Here is an 18,543-nt window from a genome sequence, read left to right as displayed (position 1 = left end):
TCTTCCCTTATTTTAAATAATAGAATGCCACTACCGACCAGGCATTGTTGATAAAATGAACAGCGATAGGATAGATGAGGTAGTCCGTCTTATAGTACAAGAACGCTAGTAAAAATCCCGGGCTGGCATAAATAATCCAAGAGCCAAAATCTGTTGGTCCATGCAGGAAAGCAAAAATCAAACCAGATACTACAATTCCTAGAATCTTATGCTTTTCAAAAAACTTTTTGAACAGATAGCCTCTGACAATGATCTCCTCGGTAATGGCTGCCTGACAGGCTATTCTTACAAAGGCTAACCAAAATGGGATTGTTTGTAACAGCTTTTCAATGCCAATCTGATTAGCGGTATCTTCAATCCCCTGAAGTTCCATAATGTAATAGCCAAGGTGTTTAAATAGCTGAGCCACTGTGAAAGTTAAGACAACAAAACCAAGACCTTTCCAAGTTAAAAAACTTCTATCCCAGATGGTAATGCCATTCTTTTCAGCCCTCCAATACATAAAGACCATAACTCCAATGGAAGATAAAGCTATTCCCAAATGAGCTACTGGTGAGGTAGACATTTCTAAAATAGCATCTGGAAAAACAGCAATCAATACCAAACCAAACGCTCTCAGTAGTATCCAAAGCTTGCGACCAAGCCATTTCATCCCTTGACTTACATTCTCCACACCCATCTCCTTTACTGCTACACAACATACAAATATTCAAACAATTATATCATTGAAATATTTTGTGTTATTTTTACAGTACAATTTTACAATAATACAATCGATTTATCAATATGACCAAAAAACAAACATCCTGATAATGCTTGTTTACTGTCAACCCACTGATCATTCAGTGGTTTTTGTCATCTTCAGATAAGGTTCTAGTAGGAAAAAGCCTCCAACCAAGCGGTCTAGCAGTTCCTCTTCGGACTCAACCGTTTCAAATGGTACGTCATATTTGACCAGTACTTTTCGAACCTGTCCCGTTTCAACAGCTTCTAGTAAAATCTGCCTATTCTCCTCCGTTCCATCCAAGCGATAAAATACCTGTCCCTCCTGTACCCTGTAATAAAGCGGTGCCTGAATCGGACAGTTCAGCACACGGTTTTGCTGAAGCAGAGAGGTCTCTACCTTCTTTCGCTCAATGAAGCTAACTTCTACTGAAATCCCCGCTTCAGCTCCCTTACCATACAGACGAATGGCGAAAGCTGGGGCCGACGAACTAGAAGAGGGTAGGCGGTAATAGGTCCAAAAATGCGGTCTGCAAATCTGGGCTTGGTTCATCCATTGACTGACTCTCTCGGGCACCAAGGGACCGACTTGCTCAGCTAAAGCTAAACTTAATGTCTGAAACTCCTTACGTGCTGCCTGTGCTAAGTTTCTTAAGACTGTCATCTCGCCTGCCGAATCTCCTGCCTTTTCAGGCTTGCAATAATGAACTCCTTGATATTCCAAATATCTACGGCACTGTTCAAGCATCTGAATCTCCTATCCACTTCTCCATGTAGACCATATCCATGCCTTCCTGCTCAGGCTCGGTTTTGATAGCCTCGTAACCGAGTTTTTCGTAGAAAGCAACTAATCTGGGCTCCTGTAAGACGGTACAGAGTACCCACCGCTTGACTGTCGGATAGAGTTGTTCTAACTCTAACATGGCCTTATGACCATAGCCTTTTCCTCTGTGGTCTGGGTCAATGCCAATCAGACCTAGCCAGCCCTCGTCTGCATCTTCAGCAACCGTTGTTCGTACCAGTCCGACTGTCTGACCCTCTTCGACAATCTTATAATAGCTGCAATTTGGTCGTGCAAAGCGTGATTGGAAATAGTCCATGCTTTCAATGGCAGGGTTGTATTGGTCCTGATAGGTTTCATACAAGGCTGCAAATGCTCGGTGTTGAATGGGCAATAATTCTTCTGCGTTTGATAGTTCTGCTTTTACTAACATGGAAAACCTCCCGAAAATTATTTTATCCATTGTATCAAATCTAGCAAAAAAATACTAGGTCTTCCTAGTATTTTCTAAAGCGTTGATAGCGGTTTTCGAGTAGTTGATCAAGTGGCAAGGCTTGTAGTTGAGCCAACTGGCTGACCAGGTTTTCCTTGATGTCAGACAAGACTTCCTTGGTCGCTCTGCCATTTTCCAAAACAACCCGATCGACCACTTGGAGTTTCTCCAACTCATAAGAAGTGATCTTCATGAGTTCTGCCGCTTCCATGGCACGACTACCGTCTTTCCAGAGGATAGAGGCGAAACCTTCAGGGCTGAGGACGGCATACATGGAATTTTCCAGCATCCAGACCTGGTCTGCGACTGCTAGGGCAAGTGCTCCGCCAGAGCCTCCCTCACCGATGATAATGGCGATAATGGGTACCTTGAGGTCGCTCATCTCCATGAGGTTGCGGGCAATGGCCTCGCCCTGCCCACGCTCCTCGGCACCGACACCTGGATAGGCTCCAGCGGTATTGATAAAGGTGACAACAGGACGACCGAACTTCTCCGCCTGCTTCATGAGGCGAAGGGCCTTGCGGTAGCCTTCTGGGTGGGGCTGACCGAAGTTGCGTTTGAGGTTGTCCTGAAGATTCTTCCCTTTCTGGATACCGATAACTGTCACTGGCTGACCTGCTAGAAAGCCGATACCACCCACAACTGCTCCGTCATCGCGGAAATTCCGATCGCCGTGCAGTTCGATAAAGTCATCAAAGAGTTGTGTGGCATAGTCCAAGGTCGTCAGGCGAGCCTGGTCACGTGCCAAACGGATCATACGTGCTACATCACTGGTCATCTGACACCTCCATGCATTCTCAACAAGCGACTAATGGTCGCTGGCAAGTCCTGGCGTTTGACAATGGCATCGACAAAGCCGTGTTCTTGTAAAAATTCAGCCTTCTGGAAATCATCTGGTAGATTTTCCCGAACAGTTGATTCAATCACCCTGCGACCTGCAAAGCCAACTAAAGTCTGTGGCTCAGCCAGGATAATATCACCTTCCATGGCAAAACTAGCCGTCACCCCCCCTGTTGTAGGGTCTGTCAAGACCGTCAGGTAAAAGAGGCCAGCATTGGAATGGCGTTTCACAGCTGCCGAAATCTTAGCCATTTGCATCAGGCTCATAATGCCTTCCTGCATCCGAGCACCGCCAGATGCGGTAAAAAGGACGACTGGCAATTTCTCTTCAGTAGCCAGTTCAAAGAGGCGGGTAATTTTCTCACCGACCACTGTTCCCATTGAAGCCATGATAAAGTGCGAATCCATGATCCCAAGGGCAACTGGTTGGCCGCCGATGGTCGCCTTGCCTGTCAAAACAGCCTCGTCCAAACCTGTCTTTTGACGGGTGGCTGCCAATTTTTCCAAATAATTAGGGAAGTCCAAGGGATTTTTTGTTTCAATCCCTGTAAACAATTCCTCGAACGAACCTTCATCCACTGTCAAAGCCAAGCGTTCCTCGGCTGTAATCCGGAAATTATAGGAACAGTGTTGACAGGTTTTCTCTGGTCCCAAGTCCTTCTTATAAAGGATTACCTTACAAACAGGACATTTGGAAAAGAGTTCGTCTGGCACCTCTGGCTTTGCTTGAGGTGCTGACTCTATCCGCGAACGATTGGGGTTGATGCGGATATATTTGTCCTTTTTGCGAAACAAAGCCATAGCATTCTCCTAGTTTACTTTTTTATCGTCATTTAGTTTTTCTTTTATTACTTCGATGAGTGAAAAGCTCCAGTGGAGGTTTTCAGCCTACCACCTTTGATTTAAAGAGTGGTAGTTTGAAACTCCGTTTCCTTATTTCCAACTTCAAACACTCCACTGGACGATTGAAATTGCTTGCAGCTTTTGATGCGAACTTTGTTCGCTCTATTTCCAACCTCCAACTATCCACCAGATAGTTGGAGCGAGTACTAAAAGTAAACTAAAAGACTATAATTCTTCTTGATAGCGGGGTAAAAATTCTTCCATGAGGTAGGCGGTGTCGTAATCACCAGCCACCACTCGCTTGTCGGAAATCAAGTCCAGCTGGAAGTCAGTATTGGTCACCACTCCGTCAATTTCCAATTCGTAGAGGGCTCGCTGCATCTTCATCAGGGCTTCAAAGCGATTTTCCCCATGCACGATAACCTTGGCAATCATGGAATCGTAATAAGGCGGAATGGTGTAGCCTGGATAAACTGCCGAATCCACACGCAGACCAACACCACCACTTGGCAGATAAAGATTGGAAATCTTACCTGGACTTGGGGCGAAGTTGAAGGCTGGATTTTCAGCATTGATGCGGCATTCAATGGCATGGCCTGTAATCTTCACATCTTCTTGGTAGACGCTGAGTTCCTGACCAGCGGCAATCTTGATTTGCTCCTTGACAATATCCACACCGGTCACAAATTCGGTAACTGGATGTTCCACCTGCACCCGTGTGTTCATTTCCATGAAGTAAAATTCGCCCTTGGCTTCATCCAAGAGGAACTCAATGGTCCCTGCATTTTCATAGCCAACTGACTGGGCAGCCCGCACTGCTGCTTGACCGATATGGTCCCGCATAGTTTGGCCAATGGCGATAGACGGAGCTTCTTCCAAGACCTTCTGGTTGTTGCGTTGAAGGGAACAATCCCGTTCTCCCAGATGGATAACATGACCGTGCTGGTCTGCCAAAATCTGTACTTCGATGTGGCGGGCTGGATAGACGACACGCTCCATATACATGGCACCGTTGCCAAAAGCTGCCTTGGCTTCGCTGGAAGCTGATTCAAAGGCAGGCACTAGGTCTTCGGCTTTTTCCACCTTACGAATTCCCTTACCGCCACCACCTGCCGATGCCTTGAGCATGACAGGGTAGCCAATCTTTTCAGCGATTTCAAGGGCTTCTTGGCTGGTCAAGACCTCGCCGTCTGAGCCTGGAATGACAGGCACTTGAGCCTTAATCATCTCCGCCCGAGCATTGATTTTATCACCCATGGTATCCATGACCGTCCCAGAAGGACCGATAAACTTGATGCCGACCTCTTCACAGAGGGTGGCAAATTTGGAGTTTTCACTCAAAAATCCAAAGCCGGGATGAATAGCCTGGGCACCTGTCACAACAGCCGCCGAGATGACCGCCTGCATATTGAGATAGGAATCTGTCGAACGGGCAGGTCCGATACAGACAGCCTCATCTGCCAACATGGTGTGGAGGGCTTCCTTGTCAGCCTCTGAATAGACAGCCACCGTCGCAATCCCCAATTCCCTGGCCGCACGAATAATCCGCACCGCAATCTCACCACGATTGGCAATCAAAATCTTCTCAAACATGATGAATCCTATCTCCTTTTTAACATAGAATAATTGTTATAACAATCTCAAGGTGAGAATATTAAGTAATGGTTATCAGTAGCAGTTCTTCATTTTACTTTTAGTGCTTGCTCCAAAGGTTTGGGAAACCTTTGGAGATTGAAAATGAGACGAATAAAATTCGTATCAATTGTTGTAGACAGTACTTGGGTACGGCAAAACGAGTTCAAATAATGATGAAATTATTTGAAGTTGGAAATAAGGAAACGAAGTTTCCTCGTTCGTCGACGCAATAAAAGATAAAATGGAGAACTGATTTATTTTCCAATAGCAAAAGTCAACACCCCCGACGCAGCCAGTTTTCCGTCCACTTCTGCCTTTGCCTCAACGACCGCAATGGTTCCACGGCGTTTGACAAATTTAGCGGTCATAATCAACTGGTCACCAGGTACAACTTGCTTCTTAAATTTAACCTTATCCATGCCGGCATAAAAAACCAGCTTGCCCTTGTTTTCTTCCTTGGACAATTCCAAGACACCTGCGGTTTGTGCCAAAGCCTCCATGATAAGAACACCTGGCATAACAGGATAGTCTGGAAAATGCCCGTTGAAGAAGGGCTCGTTAATGGTCACATTTTTGAGGGCGACAATCTCATCTTCCGATACTTCAAGGACACGATCAACCAAGAGCATAGGATAGCGATGAGGAAGAGCCTCTTTAATTTTCAAAATATCAATCATTTGATGCGTACCAATCCTTGTCCAAATTCTACAACGTCCTGGTTAGCCACCAAAATCTCTGTGACCACACCGTCACGGTCAGCAGGCACTTCGTTCATGACCTTCATGGCTTCGATAATCATGAGAGTCTGCCCTTTTTTGACCGTATCGCCAACTGCTACAAAGGCTGGCTTGTCAGGGGCTGGGGACAAATAAGCCACGCCGACCAAGGGGCTTTCCACTACCGCACCTTCTGCCACGGGGCTGACACCTGCTTCTGCTGGAGCTGGCTCACTCATTTCAACTGCTGGCACAAGGGCTGGGCTTGCAGGAGCTACTGGAGCAAGCAGAGCTTCTACTGTTGGACTCGGAGCCGCTGTCGCCTGCTGATTTTTACTGAAATGCAAGGTTTCCCCAGCATTGCTATATGAAAATTCTCGCAAACTTGACTGGTCAAACTGACTCATCAAGTCCTTTATTTCTGTAATATTCACTTAAGCCTCCCAACGCTTGAAGGCAATCACCGAGTTGTGACCTCCAAAGCCAAATGTATTTGAAATGGCATGGCGGATTTCCATGTCACGACCTTGACCGTAGATGACATCCGCCTCAATATCTTCAGATAATTCTGTTGTACCAGCTGTCTTTGGTGCGTAAGAGTGACGCATAGCCTCAATGACAGCTGCCGCCTCAACTGCACCCGCTGCCCCCAACAAGTGCCCTGTGAAGGACTTGGTGGAAGAAACTGGTGTGTTCTTGCCGAAGACGGATACGATAGCTTGGCTTTCCCCTTTTTCATTAGCCGGTGTCGAAGTACCATGGGCATTGATATAGTCAATATCAGCTGGCTCTAAACCTGCTTCTGAAATGGCCAACTTCATGGCCTTAATAGCACCCAGACCTTCTGGATGTGGAGAAGTCATGTGGTAAGCATCGCAAGTATTTCCATAACCAACAATTTCAGCCAAAATCGTCGCCCCACGCGCTTCTGCGTGTTCCAAACTTTCCAATACTAAAACCGCGGAACCCTCCCCCATGACAAAACCATTGCGGTCCTTGTCAAATGGAATAGACGCACGTTCTGGATCCTCAGTAGTCGACATAGCTGTCAAAGCTTGGAAACCACCGATTGCAAATGGAGTAATGGCTGCTTCTGCTCCACCTGCCAACATGACATCTTGGAAACCAAACTTGATTTCACGAAAGGCTTCTCCTAAGGCATCATTTGATGAAGCGCAGGCTGTGATGATACACTTGCAGACACCATTTGCACCGACCTGCATAGCAATATTTCCAGCCGCCATATTTGGCAAGGCCTTTGGAAGAGCCATGGGACGAATGCGTTTTGGACCTTTTTCGTTCATCCGAGCCACTTGCTCTTCAATTTCCAAAATACCACCGATACCTGTTGATAAGATAACGCCAAAACGGTCACTATCCACTGTCTCTGTATCCAGCTGTGCATTAGCAATCGCTTCTTTAGCTGCATAGAGTGCATAGAGCGAGTAATTATCGTAGCGATTTGTATCCTTTTTAACAAAATATTTGTCAAAAGGAAAATCTTTTAATTCCGCAGCATTATGGACCGAATATTCACTGGTATCAAACTTGGTAATCTTTCCGATCCCAATTTTCCCTGCTTTCAAACTATCCCAAAACTCCTCTGGCGTATTTCCGATAGGAGATGTCAGACCGTAGCCTGTTACTACTACACGATTTAATTTTGTCATTTTCAGTCCTTTCTTAAAATAACACACAAAACAACATTGAATTTACAGTGCGTTATTGCAGTCTTTCAGTTTGCTTTTAGTACTACGAACAAAGTTCATTTCAACAAGCTGCAGACAGCTTCAATAGTCCAGTGGACTATTGAAGATTGGAAATCGTACTTACGATAGTAAGTAACGCTCCGTTAGTACGGCAAAGCGAGTTCAAACAATCCAATAGATTGTTTGAAGCTGGAAATCTGGAAACGTAGTTTCCTCGCTCGTCGAAGTAATAAAAGATAAACTGGAAGACTGGATTACTGCATGGTCAAGCCGCCGTCAATCGCAATCACCTGTCCTGTTAGATACTCTTGCTTGGCAAGGAATACAGCAACATCAGCTACTTCTTCTGTCGCACCAAAGCGTTTCATAGGAATTTGTGCAGTCATAGCTTCTTTAATCTTGTCAGATAAAACATCTGTCATATCAGACTGGATAAAGCCCGGCGCAATCGCATTGACACGAACATTTCGCCCAGCAACCTCACGGGCAATGGCTTTAGTAAATCCAATCACACCTGCCTTAGAAGCAGAATAATTGGCCTGTCCAGCATTTCCAATCAAGCCAGATACGCTTGATAGGTTGATAATAGCACCCTCACGAGCCTTTGTCATTGGTTTCAAAACAGCCCGCGTCATATTAAAAGTTCCAGTAAGATTTACCTTCAGAACCGTATCAAAATCCTCTTCTGTCATACGAAGAGCCATACCGTCTTTGGTAATCCCTGCATTGTTGACCAAAATATCGACGCTCCCGAGGGTTTCGATGGCTTCTGCCACCATTCGTTTGGCATCTTCCGCGCTCGAAATATCTCCTGAAATAGCTAGGACTTTCACACCGTAATCTGCAAAGCTATCCAGAATCTCTTGCCCTAATTGACTACGACCGTTCAGTACCACATTGGCACCAAGACTGGCAAACTTATGGGCAATGGCCAATCCGATTCCTCGACTTGAACCTGTTACAAAAACATTTTTATTTGTTAATTCCATGATTCCTCCTCATGATTTATTCAATACTATTTGTAGCCCCTCTATATCTTCAATTGCTACAACATGCGCCGTCTTATCGATTTTCTTGACAAATCCTGATAAAACTTTACCTGGACCGATTTCAATAAAGTTAGTCACACCAGCTTCCTGCATGGTTGCGATTGACTCATAGAAACGAACTGGTTCCATCACTTGACGGGTCAAGAGGGACTTGATATCCTCTTTTTTCATGACCTTGGCTTCTGTATTACCGACCAACTCTACTTGGAAGTCCGCAAATTCCACCTGCTCCAAGGCCTGAGCCAATTGCTCCGAAGCTGGTCGCAGGAGAGCCGTGTGAAAGGGGCCAGATACATTGAGCGGAATCATCCGTTTGACACCTGCTTCCTTCAGCAATTCAACCGCCTCATCCACTGAAGCCACCTCGCCTCCGATGACGATTTGGGCTGGTGTGTTGTAGTTGGCTGGGGAAACAATCCCAGAGGTAACTGACGAACAGACTTCTTCTATCAAGTTGACATCTGTGTTGAGAACAGCAACCATCTTACCAGTTCCTGCTGGCGCAGCTGTTTCCATATATTCACCACGCTTAGCAATTAGGGCAATCCCATCTTCAAAGGCCAATGCTCCCGATGCCACCAGAGCTGAATATTCTCCCAAGGATAGACCAGCTACCATATCAGGTTGTATTCCCTTTTCTACCAACAAACGATAGATAGCTAGGGAAGTTGTCAAAATAGCAGGCTGGGTATAGCGAGTCTGATGTAATTTATCCTCTTGATTGTCAATCAGATTGCGAATGTCATACCCCAGAATCTGACTAGCCTGGTCAAACGTTTCTCTAACTATCGGGGAATATTCGTAAAGGTCGCGAGCCATCCCCACTGTCTGAGACCCTTGACCTGCAAAAAGAAAAGCTGTCTTTGTCATCCTATTCTCCAACCGAAGCCCAACGGCTTGCCTCTTCTCTAATCACTTTGGCTGCTCCATAATAGATGTCTTTCAAAATATCTTCACAAGATTCTTCTTTAGAAACCAGACCAGCAATTTGACCAGCCATCACGGAGCCATTTGTTACATCACCATCAACAACTGCATTGCGGAGTGCTCCCGCACCAAGTTCTTCAATAGCATCTGCCGAAATTTTACCTGCCAAGAAATCTTTCTCTGCAGCTGCATAAGCAGATGACAACTTATTCTTGATAGCTCTCACAGGATGTCCAACAATAGAAGCAGATACAGTTGTATCAATATCCTTAGCTTTTAAAACTTTTTCCTTATAAGCCTGATGGGCATTGGACTCTGTAGCTACTACAAAACGAGTTCCAACTTGCACCGCTTCTGCACCCAACATGAATGCTGCCGCTGCACCTGCACCATCTGCAATACCTCCAGCAGCAATAACAGGAATAGATACGGCTTCAACAACCTGACGAACCAAGGTCATGGTGGTCAATTTACCAATATGGCCTCCGGCTTCCATACCTTCAGCAATAACAGCATCTACCCCTAATTTTTCCATGCGTTTCGCAAGGGCTACACTCGGTACAACAGGAATAACTGTAATCCCTGCAGCATGGAGACGTTCCATATACTTCCCTGGATTTCCTGCTCCTGTAGTGACAACTTTCACACCTTCTTCGATGACCAAGTCAACAATGTCATCCGCAAAAGGAGACAAAAGCATGATATTGACACCGAAAGGCTTGTCCGTGATAGATTTAACCTTGTCAATATTTGCCTTGACCACCTCTTTGGGAGCATTTCCTCCACCGATGATTCCTAGACCACCTGCATTAGATACGGCACCAGCCAAATCTCCATCAGCTACCCAAGCCATACCACCTTGAAAAATTGGATACTTAATATCGAGCAATTCTGTTATTTTCGTCTTCATAATTCCCTCATCTTTTTTTCTTGCTTACCTAATCATTTGAATATCAAATCATTAGGTAAACAAGTGAAGGGCTGCCCCCTCACTCAAAAAATAGTTTGACGTTTCAATGTTTTGATTATCAAAGTATTTAGTTTAAGAAAAATGCTCACCAGCACTTTTCTTAGCTATCCTCTTCCTTATATTATCTTTGAAATAAGGAGAGGAATACTATAGTCTTTCAGTTTACTTTTAGTACTAGCTTTACCAGTCTAGGAATAGACTGGTAAAGGTCGGAAATAAAACAAACGAAGTTTGTGTCAATTGTTGTAGATAGCTTCAATAGTCCAGCGGACTATTGAAGGTTGGAAATCGTACTTACGATAGCAAGTAACATTCGTAGAGTACGGCATTGCGAGTTCAAATAAACAAAAGTTTATTTGAAGTTGGAAATAAGGAAACGAAGTTTCCTCATTCGTTGACGTAATAAAAGATAAACTGAATGACTATAATTATTTTGTTTTTTCTTCAACATAAGCAACCAAATCGCCTACAGTTGTCAAGCCTTCTTCAGTATCGATTTGAATATCGAAGGCATCTTCGATTTCAGAGATAACTTGGAAAAGATCCAATGAATCTGCGTCCAAATCTTCAAAGGTTGTTGTAAGGGTTACTTCTTCAGCATCCTTACCCAATTCTTCAACGATGATTTCCTGTACTTTTTCAAATACTGCCATGATATGTGTCTCCTTTTGGAAAATAAAATATTTTAATCTTGCCTAGGGCAAGGAATTAACTAAAGTTGTAAGAGTAGAGTTCCCCATGTAAGGCCTCCACCGAAACCAGCCATGAGAACAGTCTGGCTTCCATCCAATCGCAACATTCCGCTCTCTACACATTCTGATAAGAGAATAGGAAGGCTTGCTGCGCTGGTATTGCCATATTTATCCATATTTGCTGGAAATTTTTCACGCGCAACTCCCAATTTACGAGCCATCTTATCTAGGATACGTATATTGGCTTGATGGAGCAAGAAATAATCAACGCAATCCACAGTCATATCAGCTTGTTCTAGCAGCTCTGCCATGGTTGCCGTAACATCCCTCGTCGCAAATTCAAATATAGCTCTGCCCTCCATTTGGATAAAGGGTTGTTGACGACTTTGTGTCGAGAATGGCGTCTCTTTCTGGTCTATCCCTGCTGTCAGACTAGCACCTCGACCGCCATCCGTTCGCAAGATTTCTGCTAAAAAGCTCGGTTGTTCGCACGCTTCTAGCAAAACTCCTCCAGCACCATCTCCAAATAAAACAGCCGTTGATCGATCCGACCAGTCGACAGACCTAGATAGGGTCTCTGCACCAATGACAAGTCCTCTCTTATAGACTCCTGAAGCAAGCAATTTTTCCGCTGTTGATAGCGCAAAAACAAATCCTGAACAAGCTGCAACGAGATCATAGGCGAAAGCCTTTTTCGCGCCAATTGCTGCTTGAACCATAGCTGCCGTAGATGGCATTGAAGCATCTGGAGTAATCGTTGCTACGATGATAAAATCAATTTCACTAGCATCTAGCTGAGACTTTTCCAGTAATTTTCTAGCCACTTGACTAGCCAAATCACTCGTCGTCTCTCCAGTAACAATGTGCCGTTGACCGATACCTGTACGGCTACGAATCCACTCATCACTGGTCTCCATTCGTTGAGCCAAATCATCATTGGTCACAATCTTCTTCGGAAGATAGTGGGCCACCTGACTGATTTTAGCATGGTTTCTCATTTCAAATCCTCCAAGAAGTGATAGAGTTTCATGAGTCCTTTCTTCATTACCTGATACTCTGCATCATCCATACCATCTGTAATCTGCTTCACCATTTCATTGTGAAATCGTTGATGCAAACGATAGACCAGTCGACCTTTTTTGGTCAGGTAGAGATGAACAACTCGCCGATCTTTGGTCGAACGAATACGCTCAACATATCCTTTTCTTTCCAAATTGTTCAAGCTAGTTGTAACAGTACCTAAGGTTACCATCAAAGTCCGAGCAACATCACTCGGAGTAGCTCCATCAATACTTCCTATCACATCAATCGTGTGCATTTCCTTAATTGAAATATCATTGAATCGGCTACCACGCAGACTTGTTTCTTCAATCACCAACACATTGTTAAAAATGGCCGTTAGATATTCATTTACTTTTGGATCTTCCAAAACAGGCCTCCTTTACTTTGATAGTCAAAGTATAAACCATAAAACTTTGATTGTCAAACATTTTTTTACTAATTTAAAAATTAATCTCCCGTAAACACTGGTCTACGTCGTTCTGCATGCGCTCGAACCCCCTCTTTAAAATCCTCTTTATAGGCCAATGTTTCTTGTAAATCCAGCTCTAATCGGCGATAAGACTCCCAGTCTTTAAATTGACTTTCCCATGTCAGTTGTTTAATTGCTGCATAAGAATTTACTGAGCCTCGCAAGAGTTTTTTTATGACCTGGGCAACTGTCTTTTCTAGTTTTTCTGGCTCTGCCAATTTATAAACAATCCCATATTCTAAAGCCTTATCCGCTGATAAGCCCTCTCCAGTCATCGCCAAGTGACTAGCACGATTAGCCCCAATAGCACGACTCAGTAGAAAGAGCCCCCCCGCATCCGGCGCAAGTCCAACACCTACAAAGGCTTGGATGAATTTTGTCTTGCTGGAGGCAATAACAAAATCAGCTGCCACTGCCATATTAGCCGCGGCTCCAGCCACTGCCCCATCTGTCACCATAATGACTACTTTAGACAATTTCTTCATCGCAAACGAAATATCATTCACCAGCTCTGCTATTTTTACCAAAGAAGCAATATCATCATCATCAACTGCACGCTTCATCTCAACTAAATCTCCACCCACGGAGAAAATGGAACCCTGTGCTTGAATTTGTAAAATTTTGACGGAGGCATCCCCTTCTGCAAGGCGGATTGCTTCTAAGATTTCTTCACACATAGGAATATTAAAACCATTTGCCACTTCCGGTCTGTTTAAAGTTAGAATCGCTACGGAATCAATTACTTCATAACGAATTGTTTGGTAGGCCATTCCCTTGCTCCTTTCGAAATAGTTTGATAATTAAAAGATTTGAATATCAAACTTCAAATTCTTGTTTTCCATTGTAACACAGTTTTTAAAATTGTCACTTTTTTTCTAGCAAGTAAAGTGTGACGTCCGAAAAAGATGGGGGCTATCATCGCAATATAAAATTTAGATATGCTAGAAAATAACGTGTCTAAGAACCTATATTCACACGAAAAGCGCCTTGGCTTTTTCACTCATCAAGGTAGTTTTTGCGGGAAATACTGACTGTATTTTGAAAAAACAACCTCAATATGCAAGTCTGAACTATAAATATAGGCTCTAAGTTTAATTTATAACTTTCATTTTTTCACGTTAATACTTTTGGAAGATCTAACTGGATTCTGAGCTAGAAATACCATTTTTCACCGAGAACTAATACTTGGACTAAAATATAACATTTCTTAAAATCGCAATAAGTCAAAGGCCTCTTCAAGATTGTCTACCAATTTGTCTGCTTTCGACTGATCAATTCCATAATGCTGGTCTCGAATAGCCCAAACTGTCAAACCTGCTTTTTTAGCCGCTTCAATTCCCTTCGCACTATCTTCAAATACTAAAATGTTCGATTTAGCTACTCCTGTTGCACTAGCTGCTTTCACATAAACTGTGGGATCTGGTTTTGGGGCCTCACAATCCATCGCTGAGAAAACATGACTAAAGTGAGAGCGTATACCAGCATCTAGTAAAGCACGTTCGATTTCTGAACGGTCGGTATTTGAAGCCAAAACTACAGGAATACCTTGGATAGTCAGTCTCTCCAATACCGCTTTAACTTCAGGAAAAATCCTCTCTGCATAAGGGGTTGGTCGCTTTTCTTTATACACACGATATTCTTCTTCCAAGGCAGGGACATCCCAGTTATCATAATCATCCCCTAAAATCCGTTGCCAAATTTGACTAGCCCTTCCACCGACAAATATAGATGGATCCAAATGATCAACCGATAAACCTTTTGTCGCTAAAAAATCAGCTCGACGCTGAAAATAGAATGTTTCTGTGTCAAAAAGTACACCATCCATGTCGAAAATAATTGCTTTTACCATACTCGCCTCCTATTACTTTAATTGTAACACAGTTGAAAGAAAAAAATGTTTTTCTGAAATTTTCATATTTGTCTCTTGTTCGTTTTTCGATAAAATTCTTGGCAAGATTTGTCTGAACATACTGACAATTTCATATCATTCTGCTATAATAGAAAAAAATATCCAAGGAGATGAGAATGAAAGTTATTAAATTTGGGGGAAGCTCACTTGCTTCAGCTGGACAGTTAGAAAAAGTTTTCAATATTGTTCAATCTGATTCAGAACGTCGCTTTGTTGTGGTGTCTGCACCTGGAAAACGCAATGCCGAGGATACTAAAGTTACTGATGCATTGATTAAATATTATAAAGAATATGTTAACGGAAAAGATGTGACTGCCAGTCAAGAATGGATCATCAACCGTTATCAGGCAATGGTTGACGAACTTGGTTTCACAGCTAACAGCATGAAGAAAATCGCAGACAGCATCATCTCTTTGGCCAGCCTACCAATTGATGATAACGAATTCCTTTACGACGCATTCTTAGCAGCTGGTGAAGATAATAATGCCAAATTGATTGCCGAATATTTTACCCACAGAGGATTGCCCGCACGCTATGTCCATCCTAAAAAAGCTGGTATTATTGTCAGCTCCGAACCAGGAAATGCTCGCATTTTGCCTTCAAGTTATGACAAAATCGAAGAGCTTCGTGATACAGATGAAGTACTTATTATCCCAGGATTCTTCGGTGTAACTGTTGATAACCAGATTTGTACCTTCTCACGAGGTGGATCGGATATTACAGGTTCCATCATTGCTGCCGGGGTCAAGGCTGACCTCTATGAAAACTTTACAGATGTCGATGGTATTTTTGCAGCCCATCCTGGCATCATTAAAAATCCACATTCAATCAAAGAATTGACCTATCGTGAAATGCGAGAATTAGCTTATGCAGGTTTCTCCGTCCTCCACGATGAAGCCCTCCTTCCTGCCTATCGCGGACGGATTCCATTGGTTATCAAAAACACCAATAACCCAACTCACCCTGGTACCCGAATTGTACACAAACATACAGAGCAAACAGTTCCTGTTGTCGGTATTGCTGCAGACGATGGTTTTGTCAGCATTAACTTGTCCAAATACTTGATGAACCGTGAAGTTGGTTTTGGTCGCAAGGTGTTGCAAATTCTCGAAAATCTCAATATCCGCTGGGAGCACATGCCGACCGGTATTGACGATTTATCCATCGTAGTCCGTGAGCGTGAATTGACTCCTATCAAGGAAGAAGAGATCCTTCGTCAACTCAATACGAAAATGGAAGTTGACAAGGCCGAAATCGAACATGGTTTATCTATTATCATGATTGTTGGTGAAAATATGAAGAGCCATGTCGGTGTAACAGCTACCGCTACCACTGCCCTCTCTAAACAAAATGTCAACTTGGCAATGATTTCACAGGGAGCCAGTGAAGTTTCTGTTATGTTCGTTGTCAAAACCGAAGAAAAGAAACGCGCCCTGCACGCACTCTATGAAGCTTTTTTTAACGAGCAATAACCACAACGAGGTCGGTCAGTTCCCTCTTCATACTCTTTGAAAATCAAAACCAGACATTGTTGACTTGATTTGATGAGTGTCAAGCTCCAATGGAGCTAGTCTGATTTTAATTTTCATTGAGTAGCAATTAAAATTTGAATAAACAAAAATAGCTTAGAATGAACGTTTCTGACGATGCAATTCTAAGCTATTTTTTTATTTTTTATACTCAATGAAAATCAAAAGTAGCCTAGGAAACGAAGTCGAAGATAGAACTGAAGTTCATCAAGGCAAGTTGACAACGGATAATTTTGATTTTCGAAGAGTATTAGACTTTTTGACCAGACTCATTATAGTCTTTTAGTTTACTTTTAGTACTCGCTCCAACTATCTGGGAGATAGTTGGAGACTGGGGACAAACTGAACGATGTTCACACCAAAAGCCACAGGCATAACTCAAGGCTTTCTTATTTCTAGGTGACCAGCTGATGTACTTCGCTTTTTTGTTTTCAGGCTCAGGTACGAATAGTCCAGTGGAGTGTTTGAAGTTGGAAATAAGGAAACGGAGTTTCCCCTTACGTCGAAGTAATAAAAGTCAACTAAATGACGATATTTGTATTATAGACAATATCTAGGCAACACTTCTCTAATATTTTAGCCTTCTATTCTAGTGAAAGAGGCGGATTATCGTCACTTTTACTATCGCTGTTATTCAAAAATTCGAGGTAGGCGGTCTGTCAAAAGACAAACCACCTCGTAATTTATGGTTCCGATGCGATCAGCCCACACCTGAACAGAGATAGTTTTATCTCCATCTTGACCGATTAGGGTGACTTTTTGACCAAGCGGATAAGCATGAGGTAAACGAATGGTGATCTGATCCATCGAAATACGCCCTACAATTTCACAGGCCTGCCCATCAACTAAGACTGATAAGCCTTGTAAGCTTCGTACGAGACCATCTGCATATCCTATCGGAACGGTCGCAATCCATTCTGAGTCGGTGCTGTGATAAGTAGCTCCGTAGCCAATTGTTGTGCCAGCTTCAACCTGCTTTACATGAACAATTTCAGATACGAGAGATAAGGCTGGTTGAACATCAAACGGGAGTTCTAGCACTCGTCCACTTGGATTAAGTCCATAAAGAATGTTTCCCAAACGAACCAGGTTAAATACTGTATCAGCATGCCAAATGCTTGTTGCTGAATTGCTGGCATGAATCCAGCGCGGAGTAATTGGTAGAACATCCAAAAATTCTTTAAAAACAGACAGTTGACTCTCGAAGTGCGCCTGATCAACCTCATCCGCAGTAGCAAAATGAGTATAGACTCCTTCGATGTCATACTCTAATTCTTCAAGGATAGCAATCGCTTGTAGCAAATCGGCTATTTTTCTAAAACCAATCCGCCCCATACCTGTATCCAGCTTAAGATGGACAGTTAGACCAGATAAATCAGCCTCTAAGTCTTTTGCATCTTGCAACCAGTCCAGACTAGCAACTGTCACACTGATATTGAGTTGATGAGCTACTGGTAAAAAACGTACAGGAACCACTCCTAAAATCAAGATAGGATGCTCGATACCTGCTTTACGTAACTCTAATGCTTCATCCAAATTCGAAACACAAAAACCAGCTGCTTGACTGGATAACTTTTTCGCTACCGCAACAGCTCCATGACCATAAGCATTCGCCTTAACAACAGCAAATGCTTCAGTCTTAGGGGGCAAGTTGGTCATTACTTGCTCGAAATTTTCCGCAATCGCATCTAAGTTAACCCGAATTTGCGTGGGTCGATGTTCACTTTCAATCATCTTTCTCCTCCAAAATCACACTAGCTTGTACAAAATTTCCTGAATGGCTAATGCTGAGCCAAATATTCCCATCAAAAGGACTCTTCGTCACATAGGGAACTCCTTTGCTGGTATTCAGAATTTCAATATCATGAAACCCTATCTTACCAATACCTGTCCCCAAGGCCTTGGTCAGCGCTTCTTTGGCTGACCAACGTCCAGCTAAATATTCTAGCTGACGGCGACCGGACAGACTTTGATACCGTTCAAATTCTTTCTCTGTGAGAATCTTTTTGGGAAACCCTTGGTGTTTGATTCTGGCACTTTCAATCGCCTCCATCTCCTGAAGGTCAATGCCATGTCCTACTATCATTAATCGGTCTCCTTTTGCATAGTCATTTCATTTATTAAAATAAACGAACTGACTCTAGTGACTTGTCTAAAAATTGCAAAAGGACTGGACAGCCGTCCAGTCCACGCGTC

General features: G+C 43.3%; 20 protein-coding genes. 1 reads left to right on the top strand and 19 read right to left on the bottom strand.

Going from position 1 to position 18,543, the window contains the following annotated elements:
* Window positions 1–7 precede the first annotated feature (7 nt).
* From ODU41_RS01220 to ODU41_RS01140, 17 genes are all read right to left on the bottom strand, one after another.
* Window positions 8–679, bottom strand: coding sequence for a CPBP family intramembrane glutamic endopeptidase (locus ODU41_RS01220; protein WP_141599420.1), 672 nt, complete (start codon window positions 677–679; stop codon window positions 8–10).
* A 159-nt stretch (window positions 680–838) separates the two neighbouring features.
* Window positions 839–1,471: a hypothetical protein gene (locus tag ODU41_RS01215; protein WP_141599422.1), complete on the bottom strand. Its 633-nt coding sequence runs from the start codon at window positions 1,469–1,471 to the stop codon at window positions 839–841.
* On the bottom strand, window positions 1,464–1,937 hold the full coding sequence (locus ODU41_RS01210) for a GNAT family N-acetyltransferase (RefSeq protein WP_141599424.1): 474 nt from the start codon (window positions 1,935–1,937) through the stop codon (window positions 1,464–1,466). Before ODU41_RS01210 ends, ODU41_RS01215 begins: the two co-directional genes overlap by 8 nt.
* Before the next feature lie 64 nt (window positions 1,938–2,001).
* Window positions 2,002–2,775: an acetyl-CoA carboxylase carboxyl transferase subunit alpha gene (locus tag ODU41_RS01205; protein WP_024384515.1), complete on the bottom strand. Its 774-nt coding sequence runs from the start codon at window positions 2,773–2,775 to the stop codon at window positions 2,002–2,004.
* Window positions 2,772–3,638 carry an acetyl-CoA carboxylase, carboxyltransferase subunit beta gene (gene accD / locus ODU41_RS01200; RefSeq protein ID WP_318797740.1) on the bottom strand — a complete coding sequence of 289 codons (867 nt, stop codon included), beginning with the start codon at window positions 3,636–3,638 and terminating at the stop codon, window positions 2,772–2,774. Before accD ends, ODU41_RS01205 begins: the two co-directional genes overlap by 4 nt.
* A 267-nt stretch (window positions 3,639–3,905) precedes the next feature.
* Entirely contained in the window at window positions 3,906–5,273 is a 1,368-nt protein-coding gene (locus ODU41_RS01195) for an acetyl-CoA carboxylase biotin carboxylase subunit (protein ID WP_141590657.1), read from the bottom strand.
* A gap of 296 nt (window positions 5,274–5,569) precedes the next feature.
* Entirely contained in the window at window positions 5,570–5,992 is a 423-nt protein-coding gene (gene fabZ, locus ODU41_RS01190; RefSeq protein WP_024378919.1) for a 3-hydroxyacyl-ACP dehydratase FabZ, read from the bottom strand.
* A complete protein-coding gene (gene accB / locus ODU41_RS01185) occupies window positions 5,989–6,465 on the bottom strand; it encodes an acetyl-CoA carboxylase biotin carboxyl carrier protein (RefSeq protein WP_105136347.1) in 477 nt (158 codons plus the stop codon). Before accB ends, fabZ begins: the two co-directional genes overlap by 4 nt.
* On the bottom strand, window positions 6,466–7,701 hold the full coding sequence (gene fabF, locus ODU41_RS01180; RefSeq protein WP_002938882.1) for a beta-ketoacyl-ACP synthase II: 1,236 nt from the start codon (window positions 7,699–7,701) through the stop codon (window positions 6,466–6,468).
* Window positions 7,702–7,994: 293 nt separating this feature from the next.
* Window positions 7,995–8,729: a 3-oxoacyl-[acyl-carrier-protein] reductase gene (gene fabG, locus ODU41_RS01175; RefSeq protein ID WP_141599428.1), complete on the bottom strand. Its 735-nt coding sequence runs from the start codon at window positions 8,727–8,729 to the stop codon at window positions 7,995–7,997.
* 9 nt (window positions 8,730–8,738) lie between these two features.
* The gene (gene fabD, locus ODU41_RS01170) at window positions 8,739–9,659 is read right to left on the bottom strand and encodes an ACP S-malonyltransferase (protein WP_044758906.1); all 921 of its coding nucleotides are present in this window, start codon (window positions 9,657–9,659) and stop codon (window positions 8,739–8,741) included.
* A 1-nt stretch (window position 9,660) separates the two neighbouring features.
* A complete protein-coding gene (fabK, locus tag ODU41_RS01165; protein WP_002938889.1) occupies window positions 9,661–10,626 on the bottom strand; it encodes an enoyl-[acyl-carrier-protein] reductase FabK in 966 nt (321 codons plus the stop codon).
* 488 nt (window positions 10,627–11,114) lie between these two features.
* Complete coding sequence (locus tag ODU41_RS01160; protein WP_002938891.1) at window positions 11,115–11,339, bottom strand: acyl carrier protein; 225 nt, start codon at window positions 11,337–11,339, stop codon at window positions 11,115–11,117.
* Window positions 11,340–11,398: 59 nt separating this feature from the next.
* Window positions 11,399–12,376, bottom strand: a complete 978-nt coding sequence (locus tag ODU41_RS01155) for a beta-ketoacyl-ACP synthase III (RefSeq protein WP_044681129.1) — start codon at window positions 12,374–12,376, stop codon at window positions 11,399–11,401.
* Window positions 12,373–12,807, bottom strand: coding sequence for a MarR family winged helix-turn-helix transcriptional regulator (locus ODU41_RS01150; RefSeq protein WP_012775319.1), 435 nt, complete (start codon window positions 12,805–12,807; stop codon window positions 12,373–12,375). The genes ODU41_RS01155 and ODU41_RS01150 overlap by 4 nt, the downstream gene beginning before the upstream one ends.
* 80 nt (window positions 12,808–12,887) lie before the next feature.
* Complete coding sequence (locus ODU41_RS01145; RefSeq protein WP_009910717.1) at window positions 12,888–13,679, bottom strand: enoyl-CoA hydratase; 792 nt, start codon at window positions 13,677–13,679, stop codon at window positions 12,888–12,890.
* A gap of 437 nt (window positions 13,680–14,116) precedes the next feature.
* Window positions 14,117–14,758 (bottom strand): HAD family hydrolase, encoded by a 642-nt coding sequence (locus ODU41_RS01140; protein WP_398578556.1) that lies wholly within the window; start codon window positions 14,756–14,758, stop codon window positions 14,117–14,119.
* A 176-nt stretch (window positions 14,759–14,934) separates the two neighbouring features.
* On the opposite strand from ODU41_RS01140, the gene ODU41_RS01135 reads away from it, so the two are divergent.
* Complete coding sequence (locus ODU41_RS01135; protein WP_398578555.1) at window positions 14,935–16,290, top strand: aspartate kinase; 1,356 nt, start codon at window positions 14,935–14,937, stop codon at window positions 16,288–16,290.
* A gap of 687 nt (window positions 16,291–16,977) precedes the next feature.
* Here the strand turns inward: ODU41_RS01135 and alr are convergent.
* Both alr and acpS read right to left on the bottom strand, forming a co-directional pair.
* The gene (alr, locus tag ODU41_RS01130; RefSeq protein ID WP_398578554.1) at window positions 16,978–18,081 is read right to left on the bottom strand and encodes an alanine racemase; all 1,104 of its coding nucleotides are present in this window, start codon (window positions 18,079–18,081) and stop codon (window positions 16,978–16,980) included.
* Window positions 18,074–18,433 (bottom strand): holo-ACP synthase, encoded by a 360-nt coding sequence (gene acpS / locus ODU41_RS01125; protein WP_012027718.1) that lies wholly within the window; start codon window positions 18,431–18,433, stop codon window positions 18,074–18,076. The genes alr and acpS overlap by 8 nt, the downstream gene beginning before the upstream one ends.
* Window positions 18,434–18,543 lie beyond the last annotated feature (110 nt).

It is taken from the genome of Streptococcus sp. 2022WUSS083 (genome assembly GCF_044427155.1).
In the GTDB taxonomy this organism is placed as follows: Bacteria; Bacillota; Bacilli; order Lactobacillales; family Streptococcaceae; genus Streptococcus; species Streptococcus hashimotonensis.
This window is presented reverse-complemented; position numbering and strand designations above follow the sequence as displayed.

Coding starts and splice junctions, on each gene's coding strand:
- fabD (WP_044758906.1), bottom strand. CDS start 9,659: ATGACAAAGACAGCTTTTCTTTTTGCAGGTCAAGGGTCTCAGACAGTG.
- alr (WP_398578554.1), bottom strand. CDS start 18,081: ATGATTGAAAGTGAACATCGACCCACGCAAATTCGGGTTAACTTAGAT.
- ODU41_RS01215 (WP_141599422.1), bottom strand. CDS start 1,471: ATGCTTGAACAGTGCCGTAGATATTTGGAATATCAAGGAGTTCATTAT.
- ODU41_RS01135 (WP_398578555.1), top strand. CDS start 14,935: ATGAAAGTTATTAAATTTGGGGGAAGCTCACTTGCTTCAGCTGGACAG.
- ODU41_RS01220 (WP_141599420.1), bottom strand. CDS start 679: ATGGGTGTGGAGAATGTAAGTCAAGGGATGAAATGGCTTGGTCGCAAG.
- fabF (WP_002938882.1), bottom strand. CDS start 7,701: ATGACAAAATTAAATCGTGTAGTAGTAACAGGCTACGGTCTGACATCT.
- fabZ (WP_024378919.1), bottom strand. CDS start 5,992: ATGATTGATATTTTGAAAATTAAAGAGGCTCTTCCTCATCGCTATCCT.
- ODU41_RS01195 (WP_141590657.1), bottom strand. CDS start 5,273: ATGTTTGAGAAGATTTTGATTGCCAATCGTGGTGAGATTGCGGTGCGG.
- ODU41_RS01145 (WP_009910717.1), bottom strand. CDS start 13,679: ATGGCCTACCAAACAATTCGTTATGAAGTAATTGATTCCGTAGCGATT.
- fabK (WP_002938889.1), bottom strand. CDS start 10,626: ATGAAGACGAAAATAACAGAATTGCTCGATATTAAGTATCCAATTTTT.
- ODU41_RS01205 (WP_024384515.1), bottom strand. CDS start 2,775: ATGACCAGTGATGTAGCACGTATGATCCGTTTGGCACGTGACCAGGCT.
- fabG (WP_141599428.1), bottom strand. CDS start 8,729: ATGGAATTAACAAATAAAAATGTTTTTGTAACAGGTTCAAGTCGAGGA.
- ODU41_RS01155 (WP_044681129.1), bottom strand. CDS start 12,376: ATGAGAAACCATGCTAAAATCAGTCAGGTGGCCCACTATCTTCCGAAG.
- ODU41_RS01210 (WP_141599424.1), bottom strand. CDS start 1,937: ATGTTAGTAAAAGCAGAACTATCAAACGCAGAAGAATTATTGCCCATT.
- ODU41_RS01160 (WP_002938891.1), bottom strand. CDS start 11,339: ATGGCAGTATTTGAAAAAGTACAGGAAATCATCGTTGAAGAATTGGGT.
- ODU41_RS01140 (WP_398578556.1), bottom strand. CDS start 14,758: ATGGTAAAAGCAATTATTTTCGACATGGATGGTGTACTTTTTGACACA.
- acpS (WP_012027718.1), bottom strand. CDS start 18,433: ATGATAGTAGGACATGGCATTGACCTTCAGGAGATGGAGGCGATTGAA.
- accD (WP_318797740.1), bottom strand. CDS start 3,638: ATGGCTTTGTTTCGCAAAAAGGACAAATATATCCGCATCAACCCCAAT.